The sequence below is a fragment of the Terriglobus albidus genome (genome assembly GCF_025685425.1).
GTDB lineage: Bacteria > Acidobacteriota > Terriglobia > Terriglobales > Acidobacteriaceae > Terriglobus > Terriglobus albidus.
This window is the reverse complement of record NZ_JAGTAS010000052.1, coordinates 167630-189292: the sequence shown is the minus strand read 5'-3', so window position 1 is coordinate 189292 and position 21663 is coordinate 167630. Positions and strand designations below refer to the sequence as shown.

Sequence of the window (21663 nt, the reverse complement as noted above, 5' to 3'; positions counted from 1 at the left end):
CATAGGATGCCCCTTCCAGGACACCCGGTAACAGGGGAAGACGCTCAAGAAATACCGGAGAAACCGTAATTTAGACCGGACAAACTACAATAAAGGCGTGCAGGGAATCTGGCGCAATACGGCAATCACACTTGAGATGATCAAGTGGGAACACTCCATCTTTGCGCTGCCTTTTGCGCTGACGGCATCTGTGCTGGCTGCAGGCGGTATTCCGCCGCTGGCCAAGCTCGGATGGATCGTTGTGTGCATGGTGGCGGCGCGCTCTGCGGCAATGGCCTTCAATCGTCTGGTGGATGCGGAGATCGACAGCAAGAACCCGCGCACAGCAATGCGCGCTATTCCCGCAGGACTGTTGAGCGCGAAATTTGTGGCAGGTTTCGTCATTGTGAGCTGCGCGTTGTTTGTGTTCGGCGCCGCCATGTTGAACCGTCTGACGCTGCTGCTCTCGCCGGTTGCGCTCGGTGTCGTGCTTTCCTACAGCTATATGAAGCGCGTGACGCGCTGGAGCCACCTTGTTCTTGGGCTGGCTTTGGGCATCGCGCCGTCTGCTGCCTGGATAGCCGTTCGTGGATCATTAGACCCAAGGATCATTGTGCTGACAGGGGCAGTACTGCTGTGGGTAGGTGGGTTTGATGTGCTATATGCCTGCCAGGACTTCGATCACGACCGCCGTGTCGGCCTGCATTCAGTGCCTTCGGCGTTCGGTGTCGAGGGCGCCTTCTGGATCGCTCGCATCATGCATGCCGGCATGCTGGGCCTGCTGGTATGGCTAGGATCTCTGTTCTCGTTCGGTCCAGTGGCCTGGGCAGGCATCGGTGTGGTGTCGCTACTGCTGGGGTATGAGCACGCGATCATCTCGCCGAAGGATATGCGCCGCATGAACGCTGCGTTCTTTACCTTGAACGGCATTATCGCGGTGTTGTTTATGACCTTCGTAGTTGCGGATGTGCTGCGGCGGTAGCAACGAATAGTGCTCAACCGAATTTGTCGATAGAAAAAGCCCGGCGCAAGGCCGGGCTGAAGGGGAGTTGGTATTACTTCCTGTCTATGCTGAGCGGCGAATGTCGTCGCGGCGCTCACGCTGTTCTTCCTTGATGTCGTCGAGTTTCTGGTTCACCTTGTCTTTGGTATTCTCGGCTGCGTTGGTGATCTTGTCACGCATGCTGTTCGCGTGGGTGTGTGCCTGTTCTCGCCGGACATCGGCCTCAGTTCGGGCGGTCTTGTTAACCTCCTCGGCCGTGTCCTTGGTATTGCCCCAGGCTTCTTTCGCGTGGCCCTTGAGCTGGTCGGCGACACCGGAGTTGGCAAGGCGCTCATTGCCGATGGCTTCTCCGACGCCTTCCTTGACCTTGCCCACGACCTGATCGATTTTTCCGCTGACGTTGCTCTTGTTCATGATGAGACTCCTTACTTGGTCGTGCGTTCTGAAAGGGAGGCGCAACCCGCTGCTAGAGCGGATTGCGTCCCTGAATTAAGCGGATAAGCAGCGCGGCCACAGCCAGAAAAAGCAGCAGATGGATCCACCCGCCCAACGTGTAGGTACTGACCATACCGAGCAGCCAAAGAGCGAACAACACAATCGTCAAGAAGAGCAGCATTTCTTTCCCTACTCCTTCTTCCGGCTTACGCGAATGCGTTCCGCAGGTACATGTGAGGTCAAAGCGTTGAGCGTCGGCCGGCAAGCAGATTGAAGATCAGCGAGATCACCGCGAGGACCAGCAACAGGTGAATCCAGCCGCCCAGGGTGTAGCTGGAAACCAGACCGACGAGCCACGCAACGAGAAGAATGACGGTAATCGTCCAGAGCATTGGAAGTCCCTCCTTCCTGAATAGAATGCCCCGCACACGGTACGGGGAAACTTGTATGACGACAGGCGTCACGTCAGAGTAAGTTGCCAGATAGACTTTGAACGTTGCCAGAATTTGCAGGGGAATTTCTCCTGGGTCATAGTGAGCACAAATGGAAAAGGTTGCTTTGCGAGTTGCAATTCAAGGTGAGCGTGGATCGAACAGCCACGCTGCCGCAATGAAGATGTTGGGCGAAGGCGTAACTATCGTGCCTTGTGCTCTTTCCGTCGAGGTGGTGGAACGCCTGGCAGCGGGCGACGGTGTCGATGCCGCCGTGCTCCCGATCGAAAACACGCTGCACGGTTCCGTGGCAGAGCACTACGACCTGCTTTTCAACCACGACCTTCGCATTGAAGGAGAGCTGCTGCTGCGCATCCTGCACAATCTGATGGTGATGCCCGGTGCCACACTTGGTGAGGTGAAACGGGTACTTTCGCATCCGGTAGCGTTGAGCCAGTGCCGCCGCTGGCTGGCGGCTCATCGTGAGCTCGATGCGGTTCCGTTCTACGACACTGCGGGCAGCGTAAAACACATGATGGCGAAAGGCGATCGCTCCACGGCTGCGATTGCCAGCGCCCCCGCGGCCCCAGAATACGGAGCCGAGATCCTCGAGGCTGGTGTTGAAGATAATCCGGAGAACTACACCCGTTTTCTCCTGCTGAAACGCCAGGCAGATGCGGTCACTATTCCGCAGGCAAACAAGCTTTCCCTGGCCTTCTCGGTGGCGCATCGGCCAGGAACGCTGGTGCAGGCGCTGCAGGGGCTCGCGGAGGCCGGTGTGGACCTGACGAAGATCGAGTCGCGGCCGGTGCCAGGGAAGCCCTGGGAGTACCTGTTTTACGTGGACTTCCGCTTTAGCGGAGAGGAGCAGGCAGACCAGGCAGTCGCCAGCCTTGCGAAGAGCTGCGACCTGGTGCGTGAGATGGGGCGGTATGTCGCAGCTAGCTAGTTTCGCGGCTAGCTAGTTTTCTGTCGGCATCTCGACGTGATCGACGATCAGGACCTCTACCGGTCCCTTCCGCTTCTCGAGCTTAAGGCCTAGTTGTTCCTGCATGGCGGTGAAGATCGAGGGCGGAGGGTCGGGAATCGCCTGACCGTTCAGCTTCATTGGGCCTTCCGGAGGCGTGAAGTTGATCTCCATGTCATATCTGCCGGTAATACCGCTGGCGTCAACCACGGGCTCATTCAGGCGCTGGGCAATCAATCGTGCGAGTTGTTCCACTGTGGCGCCCTGCGCACGAATCCTTCCGTATCCAGTGTCAAATCGCAGGCCGCTACCCTGTGTCGGCTTTAGCTTTGGGCTTCCTTTGTCGGTGACAATCGCATAGCTGGTCATCTCACGGTTTTCTCGGTGACAGGCAAGGTGGAAACGATCTATCAGAAGAGACTGCAGCATCCTGCTCTTCAACTCCCGGCGTGCCTCCCGATCAGCGGCCTCAAACCTCACCTCTGATTCCTCGTCGAGCTTGGCTTCGACATCGAAGGTGACCCCGCTCACCTTGTCGAGCGATCCTTGCATCTGGGCTTGAGGAAGGCCGTAGGCAAATTCCAGCAGGCTCTTCATGGAGACGTTCTGGGTTTTGAAGTTGCCATTGTCGGAGGAACTCCATATATGAGATCTTCCGTCGCCAATACCCTTGTTCTGCTTCACTGAGGCGATGTCGAAGGCGGGAGGTTTTTGCTGGGTTTGCGTCGGCGTCTGGGTGGCCAGCAGCGTGGAAGCGGCCGCTGAAAATGCAACGAAGAAGCGCTGGATGTTGCTCATGCCGGGAACTTTAGCAGAGTTTCCACTCAGCGGATCACCCGTCCAGCCGATAAGTCATCCAACGGAGGGGAGGCAGTTTGCGACCAAACTAGTTCTGCGGCATCTGATATGAGAAGATTTGATAGAGGTTCACTCACATGGGCGATTTTGTAAGCGTGATCCGGCCCAATGCCGGCGAAAAGAAGGAAGAGTCGCAGAGCAAACGGGTAGTGCCGGTACTGCCGGTGCGGGATACCGTTCTGTTTCCGCATGCTGTCCTTCCTCTGACGGTAGGGCGGGAGAGCTCGATCCAATTGATTCAATCACTTGGCGAGGAGAAGAGCATCGTTGTCGTGGCCCAGAGGGACGCTCGTAACGACACTCCCCAGCCAGGCGATTTGTTTGAAACCGGTACGCTGGCGACCGTTCACAAGGTCGTTAAGATGCCGAACCAGAGCCTGTTTGTCTTTACGGAAGGCAACGAGCGCGTGCGTCTGGGCGAATTCAGTCAGCTGCAGCCGTTCATGATGGCCGAAGTGGAGCCCCTGGCGGAACCCGAGCCGGAGAAGACCTCGGAGCTTGAGGCGCTGCAGCGTAACGTCGTCAGCCAGTTCCAGCAGGTGGTCCAGGCATCGCCGACCCTTTCCGACGATCTGCAGACCATTGCGTTGAATATTGACGACTCTGGTCGTCTGGCCGACTTTGTCGGTAGCTCGCTGCCCTTCCTGACCACGCAGGACAAGCAGGAGCTGCTGGAGACCAACGATATCGGCGAGCGCCTGGAGCGGTTGAACAAGCACCTGGTGAAAGAGGCCGAGGTCCAGGCTCTGCGCAATAAGATTCAGAGCGAGGTCCAGGACTCCGTTCAGCAGAGTCAGCGCGAGTACTACCTGCGCGAGCAGATGAAGGCGATCCAGAAGGAACTGGGCGATGCCGACGACACGCAGAAGGACATCCAGGAGCTCAAAGAGAAGATCGAAGCTGCCGGAATGCCGGATGAGGTGAAGAAGGACGCTCTGAAGGAGCTCGCCCGCCTGCAGCGGATGAGTCCGATGGCCGCGGACTATTCCTTGACCCGCAACTACGTCGAGTGGCTGGCGGTGCTGCCGTGGGCCAAGACCTCGGGCGGAGAGGTGGATATCAAGAAGGCCGAGGAGATTCTGAACGCGGATCACTATGGCCTGAAGAAGGTAAAAGAGCGCATTCTCGATTACCTCGCGGTACGCCGGTTGAAGCCCGATATGAAGGGGCCGATCCTGTGCTTCGTCGGACCTCCGGGCGTGGGTAAGACCTCGCTTGGACGTTCGATTGCGAAGGCTCTGGGACGGAAGTTTTCCCGTATCTCGCTCGGCGGCATGCACGACGAGGCCGAGATCCGCGGACACCGCCGGACATATATCGGCGCCCTTCCGGGACAGATCATTCAGCATTTGAAGCGGGTTGAGGTAAAGGATCCGGTCTTTATGCTCGATGAGATCGATAAGCTTGGTCGCGACTTCCGCGGCGACCCGGCGAGTGCACTGCTCGAGACGCTTGATCCGGAACAAAACAATACGTTCCGGGATAACTACCTCGATCAGCCGTTCGACTTGAGCAAGGTCCTCTTTATCGCGACTGCTAACCAGCTCGATACGATTCCGGGGCCTTTGCTCGACCGTATGGAGATCATCGAACTCACCGGTTATACCGAGGAGGAAAAGGTCAACATTGCACAGCGCTATCTGGTCCCTCGCCAGGCGAAGGAGAACGGACTGAAGGAAGAGCAGCTGGAAATTCCGACCGAGTCCGTAGCGATTGTGGCGCGGCACTATACGCGTGAGGCGGGTGTCCGCCGCCTCGAACAGCTTGTCGGTACCATTGCCCGCAAAACAGCGCGCAAGATCGCTGAAGGCAGTGCGGAGAAGGTTGTGGTGACACCGGAGGTCGTACAGGATTTCCTGGGCGGCTTCAAGGTCAGGGTCGACACCGAGATCGCCGAGCGCACCAAGCGCGCCGGCGTGGCGGTAGGACTGGCCTGGACACCGGTGGGCGGTGACATACTCTTCATCGAAGCGAACAAGATGAAGGGTAAGGGGCACTTCCACATCACCGGCCAGATCGGCGACGTGATGAAGGAGAGCATGCAGGCCGCAATGACCTGGGTGCGCTCGAATGCACAATCGCTGGGGCTGGATGATGATGTGCTGAAGGATATCGACGTCCATCTGCACGTGCCGGCAGGCGCCATCCCGAAGGATGGCCCCTCCGCCGGTGTAACGATGGCGACGGCGATCGTGAGCCTGCTGACGGATAAACCAGTCCGTCCGCTGCTGGCGATGACCGGAGAAATTACGCTGAGCGGCAATGTGCTGCCGGTAGGCGGAATCAAGGAGAAGTTCCTCGCGGCCAAACGGGCCGGAGTAAAGGACGTGATTCTGCCGGTGGATGTGAAGACCAACGTCGACGAGGACCTGACTAAGGACCAGACTGAGGGCATGACCATCCACTACGCGCGGCGCATCGAAGATGTCCTCGCGATTGCGCTTCCTTCGAACCGGAAGGAGGCACAGATCGACGAGGCTCTGCGCGAGGCTGTAGTAGCCCAGGATGGGGCGCTGACCGCGTAATCCACCGCAGATTCAAAGGGCGGCTTCCTTCGGGGGCCGCCCTTTTTGCGTTTGGGTATCATCGCTGCACGGCGATGATGCGGCATCTTCTGGTCTGTGGGGTAGTGGGCGGCGTGGCAATTGCATTACTGCAATGGAGCCAGTATCGGTTCCTGGTCATCGATCATTCTGTGGAAATTTACGGAGCGCTGGTCGCCGCAATCTGCTCGGCCTTCGGCATCTGGCTTGGTCTGAAACTGACACGGAGGCGGCCGGTAGAAGTGCGAGAGATTCTGGTCCCTGCCGCGGCTCCTTTCGTCCGCAATCAGGAGCGCGTGGGGAAGCTTGGCATCACGCCGCGCGAGATGGAGATCCTCGAGCTGGTCGCGGCAGGGCTGAGCAACCGCGAGATCGCCGAACGCCTGTTCGTCAGTGAGAACACGGTCAAGACACATTGCAGCCGGGTCTTCGGCAAGCTGGGCGCGGAGCGCAGGACGCAGGCAGTGCAGATAGCGAAAGAGACCGGCATCCTGCCGTAACTCATCGCGTCATCCAAAGGTACGATTCCGCTGGAAAACCCCAAAATCATCCGAAAGAATGACGACACCCGCAACCTTGGGAGGCGATGGTGAGGAGTATTTTGACTCCTTGCTGAGGGAAAGAGATGAAGAAAGTCATTCTTACATTTGGTCTGATCGCCGGTGCGATCTCGGCGTCGCTCATGGTGATCTCCATGGTTTTCGCAGATCGGATCGGGTTCGATCGCGGGTATCTGGTCGGCTATACAACCATAGTGCTCTCGTCGCTGGTGATCTTCTTTGGGGTGAAGTCGTACCGGGACAACATCAGCGACGGTACGGTGACCTTCGGACGTGCGTTCCTGGTGGGACTGGGTATCGCCGTGATCTCCTGTGTCTGTTATGTCGTGGCCTGGGAGATTCTGTACTACAACTTCATGCCCGACTTCATGGACAAGTACGCGGCATACCAGGTGGCGAAGCTCAAGGCCTCTGGTGTAGACGCTGCAACCGTCCAGAAGCAGTTGGATGGCATTGCCAGGATGAAGGCGCTCTATGCCAATCCGCTCTATAACTCCGCAATGACTTTCCTGGAGCCGTTCCCGGTCGCCCTGCTGGTGACGCTGGCATCGGCGGTGATTCTACGGCGCTCAAAGCCGCGCGTTCCGCAAAGTGTCTGACAATGAGGAAAGAGACCCGCCTTCGCGTACCCTTGGGGTATGCGGGTGCGGGTCTTGTACTTTGGGGTGCTGAAGGAGTTGTTTGCCTGTCCGTCAGAGGACGTGGAGGTCGAAACCGGCTGCAATGTCGGAGCGCTCCGGAAGGTCTTCCATGGACGAATGCCGCACACGGCATGGAAGTCCATGGCAATTGCAGTAAACCAGGAGTACGCCGGCGATGAGGTCCTGTTGCACGAGGGCGATGAGGTGGCTCTGCTGCCGCCGGTCAGCGGCGGTGCGCCAGGTAATGTGCCATGGAAGAAGATAATCCTCCCGTCGCCACGCACCGTCTAAGATGCAGGAATCATGCAAATTGCCATTGTCCGGGAAGTGATTGACGCAGGAAGCATTACCGCCGCGCTGAAAGCGGGGGCGGACGGCGCGGTATGCGTCTTTGACGGGATTGTGCGCGACAATACGCGCGGCCGCAGGACGCTCTATCTGGACTACGAGGCGTATGAGGAGATGGCGCTGAACCAGATGCGCAACCTGGCCGAGGAGGCGATTGCGAAATTTGGTGTGCGCGATATTGCTGTGGTGCACCGTCTGGGTCGGCTGTACGTCGGTGAGAGCAGCGTTCTGATCGCCGTCGCCAGCGCACACCGCGGGGCAGCCTTCGAGGCCTGCCGTTGGCTGATCGATACTTTGAAGAAAACCGTACCCATCTGGAAGAAAGAGCAGTTTGAAGACGGCGCCGTATGGGCAGACGGGGAACCGTTCCCCGAGGAGATTGTGCGCGGGTGAAGGTTGCCGCTGCCATATCGCTGGGTGCGATGCTGCTTCTCGGAGCTCAGGAGCCTGCTCAGCAGCGGCCGGGAGATATTCCGGTCGTACGCGTGAACACACGTCTGGTGAACGTTGCCGTGAATGTGACCGACGAGCACGGTGCGTTGATCGGCGGGCTGGAGCAGGACCAGTTCCGCGTGCTGGAAGATGGCATGCCACAGAAGATCGCCTTCTTCGAGCGCGAGAGCGGGACTCCGCTCAGCATGGTCCTCGCACTGGATACCAGTGAGAGTATGGTGCGCGACGATCGGCTTGCGCGAGATGCAGCGAAACAGTTCGCGCGGACGATGCTTCGCCCGCAGGATGAGCTTGCCGTGGAAGAGTTCTCTGACGCGGTGAGCGAAGTGGTGCCGTTTACCAATGAATTGAAACGGGTGGAGCGCGGCCTCAACCATCTCGACTATGGTCCTTCCACGGCGCTGTATGACGCGGTGTATCTCTCGGCGCAACGTCTGGAAGATGCAAAACGGGATGCGACCAGGCGCCGTGTCATCGTGCTGGTAACTGATGGCGGCGATACGGTGAAGGGAGCTACCTACGCGCAGGCCATGGAGCAGGTGCAGCGCGCCGGGGCCATGGTGTACTGCCTGATCATCGTGCCAATTCGCGCCGACGCCGGACGTAACGTGGGCGGCGAGCATGCCCTGATGCAGATGGCAGAAGACTCCGGCGGGCGCTACTACTATGTCGACGATCCCAAGGACCTGCAGAAGGCTCTGGATAAGGTCTCCGACGACCTGCGCTCGCAGTATGCGATCGGCTACTACGCATCGCCAGGTAAGCCCGGAGGCGAGAGGCTGCGGTCGATCCGCGTCGAGATGACCCAGCCGGAGCTGGCTTCGCGGTACAAACTCCGTCACCGGACCGGATACTACCGCTGAGGCGAGCAGTTTGTTTTCCTCTCGTTGTACCCCAGTCCGCGTGCCCCACTCTCTGGGGTGAACACTGGCAACGCTAGGTTGGCAAGGATCACCCCAAAAATTTCAACAAAACACAACAAAGTCCCTTAGATACGCCCCGGAGACGGAATGAAACCCTAATGAGCAGAAGACCGGCAGGTAGTATGTAAGTTATGCCGTTCGCCAATGGAAAGCGCCGTCATAAGTCGCCCCCGCCAGGAGAGACCGGGCAGGAGGCGCTGTACCTGAAGAGCCTGAGTGAGCGCCAGGTACCCGTCGTCGTAAAACTGCGCGACGGGGAGCGCGTGAGCGGCTGGATCGAGTACTTCGATGACACGATGATCCGTCTGACACGCGAAGGAAAGCCCAACCTTTTTATCTACAAGCAGCAGATTCGCACCATAGCCGAAGAGCGCCGCACCAAGCCGCGCAGCGGCAATCGTGAGGTGGTGGAGTAATGTCTCTGGAAGTTGCGCAGAAGGCCGCTGAGATCGCAAAGGAGGCCGGGGCGCTGCTCCGGAGCTACTACGAGAGCGGTGTTGCGGCGGAATACAAGGGCGACGTGGACCTGGTGACGGTCGCCGACCGCGCCAGTGAGAAGTTGATCGGCGAGCGTTTGCGGCAGGTCTTTCCAGATCACGGCATCTATGGCGAGGAAGGCACGCGACAGGCTCTGGATGCGGAGTTCCGCTGGTATGTTGATCCCCTCGATGGTACGACAAACTTTGCTCATGGATTCCCGTACTTTTGCGTCTCCATGGGGCTGGAGCAGCGCGCCTCAAGCCTGAGGCCCGATGAAGATGGCGAACTGGTTGCGGGAGTTATCTACGAACCGCTGCGTGATGAATGCTTTATCGCCGGTAAGGGAGAAGGTGCGTGGCTGAATGGTCGCCGCATCTCGGTTTCGAAGACCGAGCTGCTGCAGGAGAGCCTGCTCGCCACCGGCTTCCCCAGCCATAAGCGCCACGAGAATCCGAATATCCACTTCTACCAGCAACTCACGTTGCGTTCGCACGGTGTGCGTCGCGCCGGAGCGGCAGCGATTGATTTGGCCTATACGGCGTGCGGCCGCCTGGAGGCCTTCTGGGAGTTCAACCTGAATCCCTGGGATACCGCTGCAGGCGTACTGTTGGTGCGCGAAGCCGGTGGCACGGTAACCGGCTTTGACGGCTCACCCTTCAAGCTCGACAGCCGCGAGGTGCTGGCGAGCAATGGCCGCATTTCGAAGGAGATGCAAACGATGTTTACAGATATGTTTGCCGGGCGCAATTTGGAACCGATTCCGACCCCGGCAGAGTTCCGGGAGCGGCGCGAGGCGGCGAAATAACGCTGATTAGGCACACGCCGGGCAACCAGAATTCGTACTGCTTTAGTCCGATATAGAAATGCATTTCGCCAGTATTGGAGCGGGCGAAATGGCTGTTATGATGAACTCACGCGAGACAATCTGGAGGCATGAGTTAAGAGATGGCATACGTAATTGCAGAACCCTGCATCGGCACCAAGGACACGGCTTGTACAGACGCCTGCCCCGTCGATTGCATTCACCCGAAGAAGGATGAGGCTGGCCACGCTGAGGCTGAGCAGCTTTACATCGATCCGGTGGAGTGCATTGATTGCGGCGCCTGCGTTCCGGTCTGCCCGGTGTCGGCGATCTATGCCGGCGACGATCTGCCCGAGAACTTCGCCATCTTTGCCGACAAGGCGAAGACGCACTTCGGCCGCTAAATCCCTCTAACTGCCGTTGAGGGACGGCACGGATTCAAGATAAACGCGCAGCCTACGGGCTGCGCGTTTGCTTTGTGTAAGACTCTTTCCCAGCGTGACCACACATCAGACAGAGGCGATCGTACTGCGGACCTGGCCCTTTGAAGAGGCAGATCTGCTGGTCAGCCTCTTCACGCGCGAGCAGGGCGTAGTGAAGGGCGTGGCGCGCCACGCGATGAGGTCGCGCAAGCGCTTCGGCGGAGCTCTGGAGCCGATGACCCACGTGCGCGCCACGTATGCCGAAAAACCAAAGCAGGACCTGGTGCGGATGGACTCATTCGAGATCGTCTGGTCGCCGATGAGTGAGCCGGTGGATTACGCCCGGGTGGCGGCATTGCAGTTTCTGGCGGAGGTGCTGGGAGAGGCGCTGCCGGAGCGCGCGGTAGAAGACGATGTCTTTCGTCTGACCGTGGCGACGTTGTCCGAAGTGAAGGTCGGCCAGACGTGGATGCCGGTAACCTACTTCACGCTCTGGATGACTCGGTTGATGGGCTGGCTGCCGGAGCTTGGTGCATGCATCGTATGCGCGGAAGCATTGCGCGGACATCCCGTCTGGTTTGCCGCCGGAGCCGATGGCGTTACCTGCGGCGTGCATAAGCGTCCAGGTTCGGTTGCGTTGCCGCCGGAAGCAGTAGCGCTGGCGGAGCGAATGCTGCGACGTCCCTTGGCTGAGTTGTTGAAGGAGCCGTCGGGGAAGACGGGACCGCTGGCAATGGTGCGGAGGTTTGCGGTGGAGATTCTGGAGCGTAACCTGGAACGGCAGATGCGAAGCGCCCGGGTCTTGGCGCGGCTGTAATATTCCCCTGATCGCTACTGCAGCGGAGTTGTATCTTCACCAACAGAACTAACCTTTACTTTGCCGACCGTATTTCCGTCTCCAATCTCCGGATGATGTAAGGAGCAAGCGAAGCCTGATTCGGGCTGAGCCGAACGGAGAGATGAATGGCATCGGGAGTCTCACCAGTCAGTACGATGACGCCTGTAATGGGCTGAGCGCTTTTGCGAAGTCGTGACATGGTGCCAAGCCCATCTGTATTGGCCGGCGTCTGGAACTCGACCGTATTGCGGTTGAGACGAACAAGTTTGTCGGTTTTGTAGGGGCCATAGACGACATCGGATTTATTGAGCAAGCCGTCAGTGTCTTCTATCAGCCTACGGACGAAGGACTGACGCTGGGGAAAGACTCGCGCAATAATACGGGCGACTTCAAATCGCCCTGATGTATCGCCGATGGAGCTGGAGAGTTGAATAGCTGGGCCGGAGAATTCTGTTTGCGCGCCAGAGAAAAATCTCTCGGAATCAATCCGTTCGGGCATAACAAATAAGGAACTTCCGTTTGAGCCATAAGCCTCGAAACAATTCCAGCCTTTAGGCGCGAGCAGTCCAAAGCCATCTTCACCTTTGTAGTAAGCGAATTTCCCACTTAGATCGGCAGGAAGAGCCACAACGATCGGTTCGCCAGAAGGTGCTTCCTCCGGTCCCGCCTGCCCATCAGCCTTGCAGCCAACAAACGGAACACGCACGCTACGTTCGGTTGTCCTTTTTTTCTGTGCCGAAAGAGGAAACGTACTAATGGAGAGCATTGCCAGAAAGACCGTTGTCGTGAATCGCGTCATACGCGCTCCAGTATGGCATCTCTCTCCGGTTGCTTCACCGCCGTAGTGGCTGAGGTGAAGCGGGTGCGGCGGCGCTAAGGATCTGTACGTCATCGAACACCGGAAGAGTAATTCCACTGTGTAACAGATTTTCTGGCAACGTACGGCGCAATATGTCGCAACTAACTTCTCAAGGCCAATAGGGACATTACACAAAAGTCCTCGGAGTGAGTCATGTCGAAATCTGGCTGTTATGTCGCGTGTGCGGTATTTTTATCCCTCGTTATGTTTTTTCTTATCGCGTGTGGAAGTGGATCAAATTCTGGATCCACCTCTGGAATGGGAATGGCTACCGTTTCGATCAGCGATCCAGCCACTTGTGCCGGCCCATCCGGTCCGTTCCTGCATGTTTACGTAACTGTCGTCGATGTTCAGGCGCACACCAGTGCCACGGCCTCGGCCACCGATTCTGGCTGGCAGGACCTCACCCCCAAGCTCTCCTCCTCCCCCAGGCAAATCGATCTTCTCGGTCAGGCAAATAACCAGTGTTTTCTGGCGACACTGGGAGATGCAAAGCAGTTACAGGCAGGTACGTATCAACAGATCCGTGTCATCCTCGCCGACAACTCGGCATCCATCTCCAACAATCAGTGCAGCGCTGCCGGTACGGCGAACTGCCTGGTCCTCAGCGCGGACAGCAAGGCTTATGCCCTGCAGCTTTCGAGTGAAGCGAAGACCGGAATTAAAATTCCTTCCGGCCAGCTGGCATCGGGAGGTTTCACCATTGGGGCGGGACAGACGAAGGATCTGAACATCGATTTCGACACCTGTGCCTCAATTGTGCAGACCGGCAACGGGCAGTTCCGCCTGAAGCCGGTCCTTCACGCGGGTGAGGTGACGACCACGGCTACTTCCATCAACGGAACGGTTCTCGACAAGGTCTCCGGTAAGCCGGTGGCGGGGAACGTCCTGGTTGCTCTGGAGCAGAAAGACTCAACTGGCGTTGACCGCATCGTGATGTCCACGCTGGCGAATGCTGACGGTACCTTCGTCTTCTGTCCGCTGCCGACCGGCATGTATGACATCGTCGTGGTTGGCATTAGCTCAACCGGGGCAGTCTATGCACCTGCCATCGTGACCGGCGTCTCCAACGGTGAGACTACCGGCAAGATCGCCTTGTCCGCGCCATTGGCCGCAGGGACGGATACTGCGACCCTCTCCGGAAAGGTAACCAGCCAGAATGCGAGCAACAGTGGAACGGTGGCTGATGTTTCGCTCAGTGCGCTGGAGACTATCGCGTCCACAACGTACACCATTCCTCTGGTCCCCAATGCTCAGCAGAACGCTGCGACCTCTGCCGTAACGACCGCAGCAGGATCCAGTTGCCCGAATAACACCGATTGTGCCAGCTACTCCCTATTGTTACCGGCCGCCGGCAGCTATGTCGGAGCCTACTCAACCTCGGGAGCGACGTTGACCCAGTCGTCTCCGTATGCCACGTATGTCGTCGATGGCATTGCGTTTGTACCTTCCTCCGGCGGAACGCTGAACTGCACTCCGTCCGAGATGAAGAGCCAGGCGTATGCCCTGACGGCAGGAGGGGCAACAATCTCCGTGACGTCGGCGCTGGCATTTACTCAATGCCAGTAAGGCATCACGGTAGAGCATTTTTCCTGTAGATGTAGTGTAGGTTTCGGCATCTATGAGCGTTTTCCGCAACCAAACGCCGCTGCACTCCGGGATACCGGCAACAGGAAAATGCTCTGGCACCACGGGCCCGATCTCTTGGGGAGTCGGGCCCGTTTTTTTGAATTGTTTTTTGATCCACACGACCACAGGGCAACCCTGGCGGGAACTCCACGCTCTCATCCTGCACGCTGGCGGCCCAAAATCAGTTCTGCCGGCGACGGAGTCTCAAGGAGAAATGCGATGAGCTTGAAGGAAGTTCTGGTGGATGAGTTGAAGGATCTCTACAGTGCTGAAAACCAGCTTGTAAAGGCGCTGCCAAAGATCGTCAAGGCGTGCGAGGACGAGGAACTGGCTGAATCGATCAACCAGCATCTGGAAGAGACCAAAGGACATGTAGAGCGCTTACAGCGGGTCTTTGAGCAGCTCGGCGAGAAACCGACCGGCAAGCTCTGCAAGGGCATGGAAGGTCTTGTGGAAGAGGGCAAGGAGGTCATTGAACAGGGCGAAGAGGCCCCATTCGGAGACTTGATGATCACCGGCGCTGCTTCGCGGGTGGAGCACTATGAGATCGCCGGATATACGTCAGTGATTGAAATCGCTCGCGGGCTCGGGGAGGACGAGATCGTCGACCTGCTGACAGAGACGCTTGAGGAGGAAGAGGCTGCCAATGAAAAGTTGGCGGCAAAGGCTAAGGAACTGATTGGGGAAGCAGCCGAGATGTCAGAAGATGAAGATGTTGAGACGGTCTCGGAGGAGGATGAGGCAGGAGAAGCATCCATGACCCGCAAGCAGACGCCGCATACATCGAAGACATCGCCGAAGAAGCCGTCGCGAGGAAAGTCCAGAGCCGCGTAGTCGTCCAGACGAACCGGAGAGGGGAGCCTGCCTCTCTCCGGTTTTCTGTTTCGCCTCGGGTAGACTTGAGGCATGCCGTTTGTTGCGAATGGGAAAGAGGCGCTCACCTTTCAGGAGCTCCTGTTCCGGCTCCAGAGCTTCTGGGCGGAGCGTGGGTGTGTGCTGCAGCAGCCGTATGACGTGGAAGTCGGCGCGGGAACAATGTCGCCGGATACCTTCCTGCGTGTTCTTGGACCGAAGCCTGTACGCATTGCCTATGCGCAGCCTTCGCGCCGTCCGGCCGACGGGCGCTATGGAGAAAATCCGAATCGCCTGTACAAGCACACGCAGTTCCAGGTGATCCTCAAACCGCCACCGGCGGATGTGCAGGAGGTCTACCTGGACAGCCTGCGCGCTATCGGGATCGACCTGAAAAAACACGACCTGAAATTTGAAGAGGACAACTGGGAGTGGCCTGTGGGCGGCGCTTGGGGCGTCGGCTGGCAGATGATGCTCGATGGCCAGGAGATCACGCAGTTCACCTACTTCCAGCAGTGCGGCGGCCTGGATCTGGAGCCGATGTGCGGCGAGATCACCTACGGTCTGGAACGCATCGCCCAGTTTCTGCAGGGCGTCGACTCGATCTATGACATCGTATGGGCGATTGAACCAGACACCGGCAAGCAGACCACCTATGGTGAGATCCGGCTGTACGAGGAAGAGCAGTACTCGACCTACAGCTTCGACTTTGCCGATGTGAACAAGCTATGGGAGCACCTGAACGCGTACGAGGCCGAATGCCTGGCGTTGCTGGATGCCGCCAAGGGTATATCGGAGCTCGAAAGCCTGAAGGCACAGCGCCGTTTCCCCGTATTGGGAGCCTATGAACTGGCGCTGAAGTGTTCGCATGTCTTCAATCTGCTGGATGCGCGCGGCGCGATCAGCGTGACCGAGCGCGTGGGCGTGATGGCGCGCATTCGTGCCCTGGTTGTGGGGGTGGCAAAGGCGTACGCGCAGCAGCAGGAACTCACCGCACCGGCGGAGGCGCTTTCCGCTTAAAGCGGCGAAAGAGAACGATGGCTGATTTTCTATTTGAGATTGGATTGGAAGAGGTCCCGGCGCGGATGATCGCTTCCGCGCAGGCAGAGTTGGCAACGCGTGTTGAGGCTCTGCTCGGCCGTGAACGCCTGCTGGAAGAGGGCTCGCTGGTAACGAGCTATTCGACGCCTCGCCGTCTGGCCGTACTGGTAACAGGGGTGCGCACACAGCAGCCGGACGCGGTGGAGGAGATGCTCGGACCTTCGCTGAAGGTGGCCTACAAGGACGGAGAGCCGACACCAGCCGCTTCGGCCTTCGCAAAGAAGGCAGGTGTCAGCCTCAGCGATCTGAGGACGGTGACCAATGCCAAAGGCGAATATCTTGGCGCGACGGTGACGCGGCCGGGTAAAGCCGCCGCCGAGGTCATTGCCGCCGAACTGCCGAAAGAAATTGCCGGCCTTTACTGGGCGAAGAACATGTACTGGCGCGCCGGGAAGCCGGAGCGTTTTGTCCGTCCGGTCAAGTGGATGATCGCCCTGCTCGGTGAAGCTGTTGTTCCGGTTGAGTTCGCCGGTGTGACCGCCGGCAATACGACTCGCGGCCATCGCATCCTTTTCGGCGCTGAGGCCATCGCGATTGCCCGGCCGTCGGAGTACCTTGCGGCGTTGGAGAAGGCCTTTGTGCTCGCCGATGTAGCGGTACGGCGCCAGAAGGTTCGTAAGGCTCTGGATGCCGTGACCCGTACGGTTTCCGGAGCCCGCTGGCGCGAGGATCTGGAACTGGTTGAGACCGTCACACACCTGACCGAGTGGCCGTATGTGGTGCTGGGCGGCTTCGAGACCGAGTACCTTGAGCTTCCGGAAGAAGTTCTGGTGACCGTGATGCGCGACCACCAGAAGTACTTCGCCGTCGAGGATGCGGGCGGCAAGCTCGTGGCGCACTTCCTGACGGTGTTGAACATTGAACCCGATGCCGAGGGACTGGAGATCATCCGCACCGGCAACGAGCGAGTACTGCGCGCACGCTTCAACGATGCTCGGTTCTTCTGGGAGTTCGATCAGAAGACGACGCTGGTCAACCGCATGGAAAATCTCAAGCACGTCACCTTCCAGAAGGACCTCGGCAGCTACTTCGCCAAGTCGGAGCGGGTGCGTAAGGTCGCTGCAGAGCTGGCGCGTCTGTGCGAAGAACGGAAGACCGATGCCGATGCCGCGGCTCTGGATCAGGCAGCAACCATCGCCAAGACCGACCTGACCTGCGAGCTGGTGAAGGAATTTACGGAGCTGCAGGGCATCGTCGGTGGCCTGTATGCCCGCGCTCAGGGGCTAAGCGAGACGGTCGCGCTGGCGGTCTATGACCAGTATCTGCCGGCATCGATGGAAGATTCCGTGCCGCGCACGGTTGAAGGGTTGCTGCTCTCAATCTCCGATAAGGCTGACACCATCGGCGGCATGTTCGGTCTGGGTTTGGAGCCAACCGGATCGAAGGATCCCTTCGGTCTGCGCCGCGCCGCCAATGGCATTGTGAAGATGCTGGCCGAGGCAAAGCTTCCGCTGCTGTTGAGCGAGATCGCTGGACTTGGATCGGAGCATTCCGCGACGGCGACGAAGGTCGAACAGTTCTTTACGGAGCGTGTCGAGTTCTACCTCAAGGACGTAAAGGGCTATGCGTACGACGTCGTGAAGGCGGTTCAGGCTGCTGGAGCCGATGATGTGCCTGATGCTGTGGCGCGTGCCCAGGCGGTGACGGAGGTTCGCGGCTCGGAGGACTTCGCGGCAATCTCAGCGGCCTTCAAGCGTATGAAGAATATCCTGACGCAGGCACGCGAGAAGGGCGAGAACGCCGCGTGGACTCCGGACTTCCTCGTCGAGCCGGCCGAGCGTACGCTGGCTGAGCAGAGTGGCCGTCTGGCTGCCTGGGTGGAAGGTCAGCGTCGTGAAAAGCAGTACGTCGAGGCGCTGCAGACCATCGCGACACTGCGTCCTCATGTCGATGCCTTCTTCGATAAGGTGATGGTGATGGCGCCGGAAGAACGCCTGCGCGCTGCCCGCCTGGGATTGCTGAACCGTGTGCTGCAGGACTTCTCACGTATCGCTGACTTCTCGGAGATCGTAACGGCGGGATAAGGAAATAAATGGCCAGGAAAAGGGAAGTCATCAATCCGGAGGAGGCGAAGCCAAAGGCGATTAAGCCTCCCATGCTGCTGGAGAAGACACAGACGATTCTCAAGCAGTTGGAGGTGGCGCTTGATCAACCGGTTATCACCTACTGGAACTCCAATAAGGGATCGATCTGCCACAACGACGTCTCCGGCTTGTATGGCCTGTTGCAGAGCGTCGGCAAGGTCGACCGGCTCTGCCTGTTTATCAAGAGCGATGGCGGCAACGGCCAGGCCTCGCTGCGGATGGTGAATCTGCTGCGGCAGTACGTCAAGAGACTGACGGTGCTGGCTCCTTTCGAGTGCCAGAGCGCCGCCACCATGCTGGCGCTGGGAGCGGACAACATTCTGATGGGGCCGCTCGCCCATCTGTCCGCGGTGGATACCTCGCTGACGCATGACCTGTCGCCGATCGACCGCGATAACGACCGCGTCAGCGTGAGTCAGGACGAGCTGCAGCGGGTCATCAATCTCTGGCGGCGGCAGGCGAGAGGGGAAAAGAGCAATCCGTATGGAGCCCTGTTTCAGTATGTCCATCCGCTGGTGATCGGCGCTGTGGACCGGTCGAGCGCTCTTTCGACCAAGCTCTGCCTGGAGATTCTGTCGTATCACCTGAAGGATGCACAGAAAGCAAAGAAGATCAGCAATGTGCTGAACTCGGGCTATCCTTCGCACAGTTATCCCATCACTCTGCGGGAGGCGCAGCGTATCGGCCTGCATGCGGAGCAGATGGAAGACAGTGTGAACCATCTTCTCTTCGAGCTGAATGCGGTGTATGCAGAGATGGGGCAGAACGCCTATGTGGACTATGACGCCCGCAATGCCCATGACAACTCCATTTCGAACATCATGGAGGCCAACGGGTTGCAGATCTTCTTCCAGCTCGACAAGGACTGGCACTACCGGGCGGAGGAACGCCGCTGGGTGGCGCTGAACGATAAGAGCGGCTGGAAGAAAGCCCAGATCGCCGGCCGGAAGATCTCGGTGACGACCTTCCATATCCGATAAAATCCAAAGATTTGAGTTTTGGGGGGCGCGGGCGTACCATAATGGATAGCGACGCGTTGATCTTGCGCGGGACCGTGGATATGGCCGGCCGTTGGCGAGAGAGATGAGTGGGCGATGAGCCCACTTTTTATTTGCTCTTAAAACCGCCTCCCCACGGTGGAAAAAGAGGTTTGGCAATGGCATTACAGATCGACCAGATTCGGGCTGCGGCGGAGCGGGTAGCGGCCTCGCATCATCTGGAGGTGGTGGATATCACCTTCCAGGGAGCGGGCAAGCATCGTGCGCTCGCCGTGTACCTGGAGAAGGATGCCGAGGGGCGGGCAAAGCTGGTGGCTGCGGCCAAAGCAGGGGAACTGGAAGACCTGCCCAGCGGCGTTCCCGTAGAAGCTCTCTCGGGCATCACACATGAGGACTGCGAAGTTTTTGCGCGGGACTTTGGAACGCTGCTGGATGTGGAAGATCTGGTCCCCGGTGCCGAGTACACCCTGGAGGTGTCATCGCCGGGTCTGGAGCGTAAGCTGCGGGGTGCAGCAGATTATGAACGGTTTGCCGGCGGTCTGGTAAAGGTGCAAACCTTCGAGCCGGTTAATAGCAACCGGCATTGGACCGGGCGGATGAGCTTCGCGGATGGTGTGGTGAAGCTTGACCTTTCGGCCGTGAAGCAGAAGGGGAAGGCGAAGAAGGCCTCGGCCGGGTTGGACACGGTGGAGATAGCGCTCTCGAACGTAGAAAAGGCGCAGCTGGTGGCAGAGTTTTAGCTTGTCTGGTGGAAGTAGCGTCTGGCGCAAGCAGTGAATGAGATTGAGGAAGTTGAGGTAAGCAGAAATGGCAAGTGCACTGTACGAATCGATTCAGATTCTGAGCCGCGAAAAAGGTATTGATGCGGAGATTGTGGTCGCCGCCGTGGAAGACGCGATTGCGCTGGCGACCCGCAAGTACTACCGCACGCAGGAGAATATGCGCGCCGAGTTGGATCGGGAGACGGGCGAGATCCGGGCCTATGTGTACAAGACCGTGGTGGAAGGTCCTGAGCAGGTTGAGGACGAGTTGAACCAGCTCACGCTGGAGCAGGCACGTGAACTTGCGCCCGAAGTCGAGGCCGGTGGTGAGCTGCGTTTCTACAAGGACACCAGCCCGCTGGGCCGTATTGCCGCGCAGATGGCTAAGCAGGTCATCTTCCAGAAGGTGCGCGAAGCGGAACGTGACACGGTCTTCAACGAGTACAACCACCGTATCGGCGAGATCATCACGGCGACAGTCAAACGCCTGGAGCCGATGGACGTGATCTTCGATATCGGCAAGGCCGAGGCCCGCATGCCGAAGCGGGAGCAGAGCCGGCTTGAGCAGTTCGCCGTGGGTGAGCGCGTTCGCGTCGTTTTGTTACGCGTGGACCGCGCCGCCAAAGGCCCGCAGGTGATTGTCAGCCGCGCCGCTCCTGCACTGGTGCAGAGCCTGTTCCAGGCTGAGGTTCCGGAGATCTACGACAACACGGTAATGATCAAGGCCATTGCCCGTGAGGCCGGCGAGCGCACGAAGATTGCCGTACAGTCACGAGACAAGGATGTGGATCCGGTTGGCGCCTGCGTCGGCATGAAGGGCATGCGTGTACAGTCCATCATCCGCGAGCTGCGCGGCGAAAAGATCGACATCATCGAATTCTCCGATGAGATCACAACCTTCGCAGAGAAGGCATTGCAACCCGCCAAGGTCTCGCGTGTCTCCATTACGGACCTGACCGAGAAGCAGCTTGAAGTGATCGTTGACGACACTCAGTTGTCGCTGGCTATCGGCAAGAAGGGCCAGAATGTGCGTCTGGCAGCGAAGCTGCTCGGCTGGAAGATCGATATCAAGAGCGAGGAAGAGAAGCGCCAGGAGGTCGAGCAGGCCATGCAGGCGCTCTCCGGCGGACCGTCGACTCCGATCGAGCAGGTCACCGAGCTGGGCGAGACGATCCTGGAAAAGCTGATCGCTGCCGGAATTACGACGGTGGAATCGCTGGCCGACATGACTCCGGAGCAGTTGGAAGAGGTTCCGGGTATCGGCGAGAAGACCGTGGAGAAGATCTCGGTCGCGGTTCGCCATTATTTCGGCCAGTATGCCGAAGGTGAGGAGCGTCCTGCCCTGGTGCAGGCGGCATCTGAAGCCGTTGAGGAGGAATCTTCAGTGGCGAAGACACCGGAAGAGATCTTGGCAGCAGAAAACGAAGGTAAAGGGCTGACGGCGCAAGAAGCTAACGAGTCGACCGAGGAGCTTCAGGACGCCGAAGAGGCAGACTCGGGAACCGATGCCTACTCGGACGCGGATGCCCGGGAAGAACAGATTGAGCTCGACAACGACAGTGTGGACACACTGGTTGCGGAGTCGGAGGAGATCTCGAACGAGACGATTGACAACGAGCGCGACGAAGATGGCCGCGACCGTGGTTAGGCTGTGGACGCCGTTCGGCCGATGCGGAACGGCGGTAAGATGGTGTGT

Annotated in this window: 24 protein-coding genes; 19 read left to right on the top strand and 5 right to left on the bottom strand. The window is 58.7% G+C overall.

Annotated elements, in window-relative coordinates; translation table 11 throughout:
* Nucleotides 1-136 precede the first annotated feature (136 nt).
* Nucleotides 137-961 carry a UbiA-like polyprenyltransferase gene (locus OHL21_RS12060; RefSeq protein WP_399258232.1) on the top strand — a complete coding sequence of 275 codons (825 nt, stop codon included), beginning with the start codon at nt 137-139 and terminating at the stop codon, nt 959-961.
* Between the two features lie 84 nt (nt 962-1045).
* Here OHL21_RS12060 and OHL21_RS12055 read toward each other — a convergent pair whose 3' ends face one another.
* The 3 genes from OHL21_RS12055 to OHL21_RS12045 are packed head-to-tail and all read right to left on the bottom strand — an operon-like array spanning nt 1046 to nt 1809.
* Nucleotides 1046-1396, bottom strand: a complete 351-nt coding sequence (locus OHL21_RS12055) for a CsbD family protein (RefSeq protein WP_263417521.1) — start codon at nt 1394-1396, stop codon at nt 1046-1048.
* 52 nt (nt 1397-1448) lie between these two features.
* The gene (locus OHL21_RS12050; RefSeq protein ID WP_147649268.1) at nt 1449-1598 is read right to left on the bottom strand and encodes a lmo0937 family membrane protein; all 150 of its coding nucleotides are present in this window, start codon (nt 1596-1598) and stop codon (nt 1449-1451) included.
* A gap of 58 nt (nt 1599-1656) precedes the next feature.
* Entirely contained in the window at nt 1657-1809 is a 153-nt protein-coding gene (locus OHL21_RS12045; RefSeq protein WP_263417520.1) for a lmo0937 family membrane protein, read from the bottom strand.
* Between the two features lie 166 nt (nt 1810-1975).
* Between OHL21_RS12045 and OHL21_RS12040 the strand changes: the two genes are divergently transcribed.
* Nucleotides 1976-2797: a prephenate dehydratase gene (locus tag OHL21_RS12040; RefSeq protein WP_263417519.1), complete on the top strand. Its 822-nt coding sequence runs from the start codon at nt 1976-1978 to the stop codon at nt 2795-2797.
* A gap of 12 nt (nt 2798-2809) precedes the next feature.
* Here the strand turns inward: OHL21_RS12040 and OHL21_RS12035 are convergent, their stop codons facing one another.
* Nucleotides 2810-3613, bottom strand: coding sequence for a TIGR03435 family protein (locus tag OHL21_RS12035; RefSeq protein ID WP_263417518.1), 804 nt, complete (start codon nt 3611-3613; stop codon nt 2810-2812).
* A 137-nt stretch (nt 3614-3750) separates the two neighbouring features.
* Between OHL21_RS12035 and lon the strand changes: the two genes are divergently transcribed.
* The 10 genes from lon (at nt 3751) to recO (ending at nt 11662) form a co-directional block, all read left to right on the top strand.
* On the top strand, nt 3751-6198 hold the full coding sequence (gene lon, locus OHL21_RS12030) for an endopeptidase La (RefSeq protein WP_263417517.1): 2448 nt from the start codon (nt 3751-3753) through the stop codon (nt 6196-6198).
* Between the two features lie 113 nt (nt 6199-6311).
* On the top strand, nt 6312-6716 hold the full coding sequence (locus OHL21_RS12025; RefSeq protein WP_263417516.1) for a helix-turn-helix transcriptional regulator: 405 nt from the start codon (nt 6312-6314) through the stop codon (nt 6714-6716).
* Nucleotides 6717-6841: 125 nt separating this feature from the next.
* A complete protein-coding gene (locus OHL21_RS12020) occupies nt 6842-7375 on the top strand; it encodes a DUF4199 domain-containing protein (protein WP_263417515.1) in 534 nt (177 codons plus the stop codon).
* A 45-nt stretch (nt 7376-7420) separates the two neighbouring features.
* Entirely contained in the window at nt 7421-7708 is a 288-nt protein-coding gene (locus tag OHL21_RS12015; RefSeq protein ID WP_263417514.1) for a MoaD/ThiS family protein, read from the top strand.
* A gap of 12 nt (nt 7709-7720) precedes the next feature.
* Nucleotides 7721-8158 (top strand): molybdenum cofactor biosynthesis protein MoaE, encoded by a 438-nt coding sequence (locus tag OHL21_RS12010; RefSeq protein ID WP_263417513.1) that lies wholly within the window; start codon nt 7721-7723, stop codon nt 8156-8158.
* Complete coding sequence (locus OHL21_RS12005; protein WP_263417512.1) at nt 8155-9081, top strand: VWA domain-containing protein; 927 nt, start codon at nt 8155-8157, stop codon at nt 9079-9081. The genes OHL21_RS12010 and OHL21_RS12005 overlap by 4 nt, the downstream gene beginning before the upstream one ends.
* Before the next feature lie 191 nt (nt 9082-9272).
* Nucleotides 9273-9557, top strand: coding sequence for an RNA chaperone Hfq (locus OHL21_RS12000; protein ID WP_263417511.1), 285 nt, complete (start codon nt 9273-9275; stop codon nt 9555-9557).
* Nucleotides 9557-10426, top strand: a complete 870-nt coding sequence (locus tag OHL21_RS11995) for an inositol monophosphatase family protein (RefSeq protein WP_263417510.1) — start codon at nt 9557-9559, stop codon at nt 10424-10426. The genes OHL21_RS12000 and OHL21_RS11995 overlap by 1 nt, the downstream gene beginning before the upstream one ends.
* Before the next feature lie 140 nt (nt 10427-10566).
* A complete protein-coding gene (locus OHL21_RS11990; RefSeq protein ID WP_263417509.1) occupies nt 10567-10827 on the top strand; it encodes a 4Fe-4S dicluster domain-containing protein in 261 nt (86 codons plus the stop codon).
* 94 nt (nt 10828-10921) lie between these two features.
* Nucleotides 10922-11662, top strand: coding sequence for a DNA repair protein RecO (gene recO, locus OHL21_RS11985; RefSeq protein ID WP_263417508.1), 741 nt, complete (start codon nt 10922-10924; stop codon nt 11660-11662).
* Between the two features lie 55 nt (nt 11663-11717).
* Here the strand turns inward: recO and OHL21_RS11980 are convergent, their stop codons facing one another.
* Nucleotides 11718-12449 carry a hypothetical protein gene (locus OHL21_RS11980; RefSeq protein WP_263417507.1) on the bottom strand — a complete coding sequence of 244 codons (732 nt, stop codon included), beginning with the start codon at nt 12447-12449 and terminating at the stop codon, nt 11718-11720.
* Nucleotides 12450-12806: 357 nt separating this feature from the next.
* On the opposite strand from OHL21_RS11980, the gene OHL21_RS11975 reads away from it, so the two are divergent.
* The 7 genes from OHL21_RS11975 (at nt 12807) to nusA (ending at nt 21615) form a co-directional block, all read left to right on the top strand.
* The gene (locus tag OHL21_RS11975) at nt 12807-14111 is read left to right on the top strand and encodes a DUF4382 domain-containing protein (protein ID WP_263417506.1); all 1305 of its coding nucleotides are present in this window, start codon (nt 12807-12809) and stop codon (nt 14109-14111) included.
* A gap of 279 nt (nt 14112-14390) precedes the next feature.
* Complete coding sequence (locus OHL21_RS11970) at nt 14391-15005, top strand: DUF892 family protein (protein WP_263417505.1); 615 nt, start codon at nt 14391-14393, stop codon at nt 15003-15005.
* A 72-nt stretch (nt 15006-15077) separates the two neighbouring features.
* A complete protein-coding gene (locus tag OHL21_RS11965; protein WP_263417504.1) occupies nt 15078-16043 on the top strand; it encodes a glycine--tRNA ligase subunit alpha in 966 nt (321 codons plus the stop codon).
* A gap of 17 nt (nt 16044-16060) precedes the next feature.
* Nucleotides 16061-18148 (top strand): glycine--tRNA ligase subunit beta, encoded by a 2088-nt coding sequence (glyS, locus tag OHL21_RS11960; RefSeq protein ID WP_263417503.1) that lies wholly within the window; start codon nt 16061-16063, stop codon nt 18146-18148.
* A gap of 8 nt (nt 18149-18156) precedes the next feature.
* Nucleotides 18157-19188: an SDH family Clp fold serine proteinase gene (locus OHL21_RS11955; RefSeq protein WP_263417502.1), complete on the top strand. Its 1032-nt coding sequence runs from the start codon at nt 18157-18159 to the stop codon at nt 19186-19188.
* 176 nt (nt 19189-19364) lie between these two features.
* The gene (locus OHL21_RS11950; protein ID WP_263417501.1) at nt 19365-19946 is read left to right on the top strand and encodes a ribosome maturation factor RimP; all 582 of its coding nucleotides are present in this window, start codon (nt 19365-19367) and stop codon (nt 19944-19946) included.
* Between the two features lie 67 nt (nt 19947-20013).
* Nucleotides 20014-21615: a transcription termination factor NusA gene (gene nusA / locus OHL21_RS11945; protein WP_263417500.1), complete on the top strand. Its 1602-nt coding sequence runs from the start codon at nt 20014-20016 to the stop codon at nt 21613-21615.
* Nucleotides 21616-21663 lie beyond the last annotated feature (48 nt).

What these genes read in the sequence shown, in the direction of transcription:
- OHL21_RS11965 (WP_263417504.1), top strand. Translation starts at nt 15,078, where the DNA reads ATGCCGTTTGTTGCGAATGGGAAAGAGGCGCTCACCTTTCAGGAGCTC.
- OHL21_RS12055 (WP_263417521.1), bottom strand. Translation starts at nt 1,396, where the DNA reads ATGAACAAGAGCAACGTCAGCGGAAAAATCGATCAGGTCGTGGGCAAG.
- OHL21_RS11970 (WP_263417505.1), top strand. Translation starts at nt 14,391, where the DNA reads ATGAGCTTGAAGGAAGTTCTGGTGGATGAGTTGAAGGATCTCTACAGT.
- OHL21_RS11955 (WP_263417502.1), top strand. Translation starts at nt 18,157, where the DNA reads ATGGCCAGGAAAAGGGAAGTCATCAATCCGGAGGAGGCGAAGCCAAAG.
- lon (WP_263417517.1), top strand. Translation starts at nt 3,751, where the DNA reads ATGGGCGATTTTGTAAGCGTGATCCGGCCCAATGCCGGCGAAAAGAAG.
- OHL21_RS12000 (WP_263417511.1), top strand. Translation starts at nt 9,273, where the DNA reads ATGCCGTTCGCCAATGGAAAGCGCCGTCATAAGTCGCCCCCGCCAGGA.
- OHL21_RS11995 (WP_263417510.1), top strand. Translation starts at nt 9,557, where the DNA reads ATGTCTCTGGAAGTTGCGCAGAAGGCCGCTGAGATCGCAAAGGAGGCC.
- OHL21_RS12035 (WP_263417518.1), bottom strand. Translation starts at nt 3,613, where the DNA reads ATGAGCAACATCCAGCGCTTCTTCGTTGCATTTTCAGCGGCCGCTTCC.
- OHL21_RS12010 (WP_263417513.1), top strand. Translation starts at nt 7,721, where the DNA reads ATGCAAATTGCCATTGTCCGGGAAGTGATTGACGCAGGAAGCATTACC.
- nusA (WP_263417500.1), top strand. Translation starts at nt 20,014, where the DNA reads ATGGCAAGTGCACTGTACGAATCGATTCAGATTCTGAGCCGCGAAAAA.
- OHL21_RS11975 (WP_263417506.1), top strand. Translation starts at nt 12,807, where the DNA reads ATGGCTACCGTTTCGATCAGCGATCCAGCCACTTGTGCCGGCCCATCC.
- OHL21_RS12020 (WP_263417515.1), top strand. Translation starts at nt 6,842, where the DNA reads ATGAAGAAAGTCATTCTTACATTTGGTCTGATCGCCGGTGCGATCTCG.
- OHL21_RS12045 (WP_263417520.1), bottom strand. Translation starts at nt 1,809, where the DNA reads ATGCTCTGGACGATTACCGTCATTCTTCTCGTTGCGTGGCTCGTCGGT.
- OHL21_RS12050 (WP_147649268.1), bottom strand. Translation starts at nt 1,598, where the DNA reads ATGCTGCTCTTCTTGACGATTGTGTTGTTCGCTCTTTGGCTGCTCGGT.
- OHL21_RS12060 (WP_399258232.1), top strand. Translation starts at nt 137, where the DNA reads ATGATCAAGTGGGAACACTCCATCTTTGCGCTGCCTTTTGCGCTGACG.
- OHL21_RS11990 (WP_263417509.1), top strand. Translation starts at nt 10,567, where the DNA reads ATGGCATACGTAATTGCAGAACCCTGCATCGGCACCAAGGACACGGCT.
- OHL21_RS11950 (WP_263417501.1), top strand. Translation starts at nt 19,365, where the DNA reads ATGGCATTACAGATCGACCAGATTCGGGCTGCGGCGGAGCGGGTAGCG.
- glyS (WP_263417503.1), top strand. Translation starts at nt 16,061, where the DNA reads ATGGCTGATTTTCTATTTGAGATTGGATTGGAAGAGGTCCCGGCGCGG.
- OHL21_RS11980 (WP_263417507.1), bottom strand. Translation starts at nt 12,449, where the DNA reads ATGCTCTCCATTAGTACGTTTCCTCTTTCGGCACAGAAAAAAAGGACA.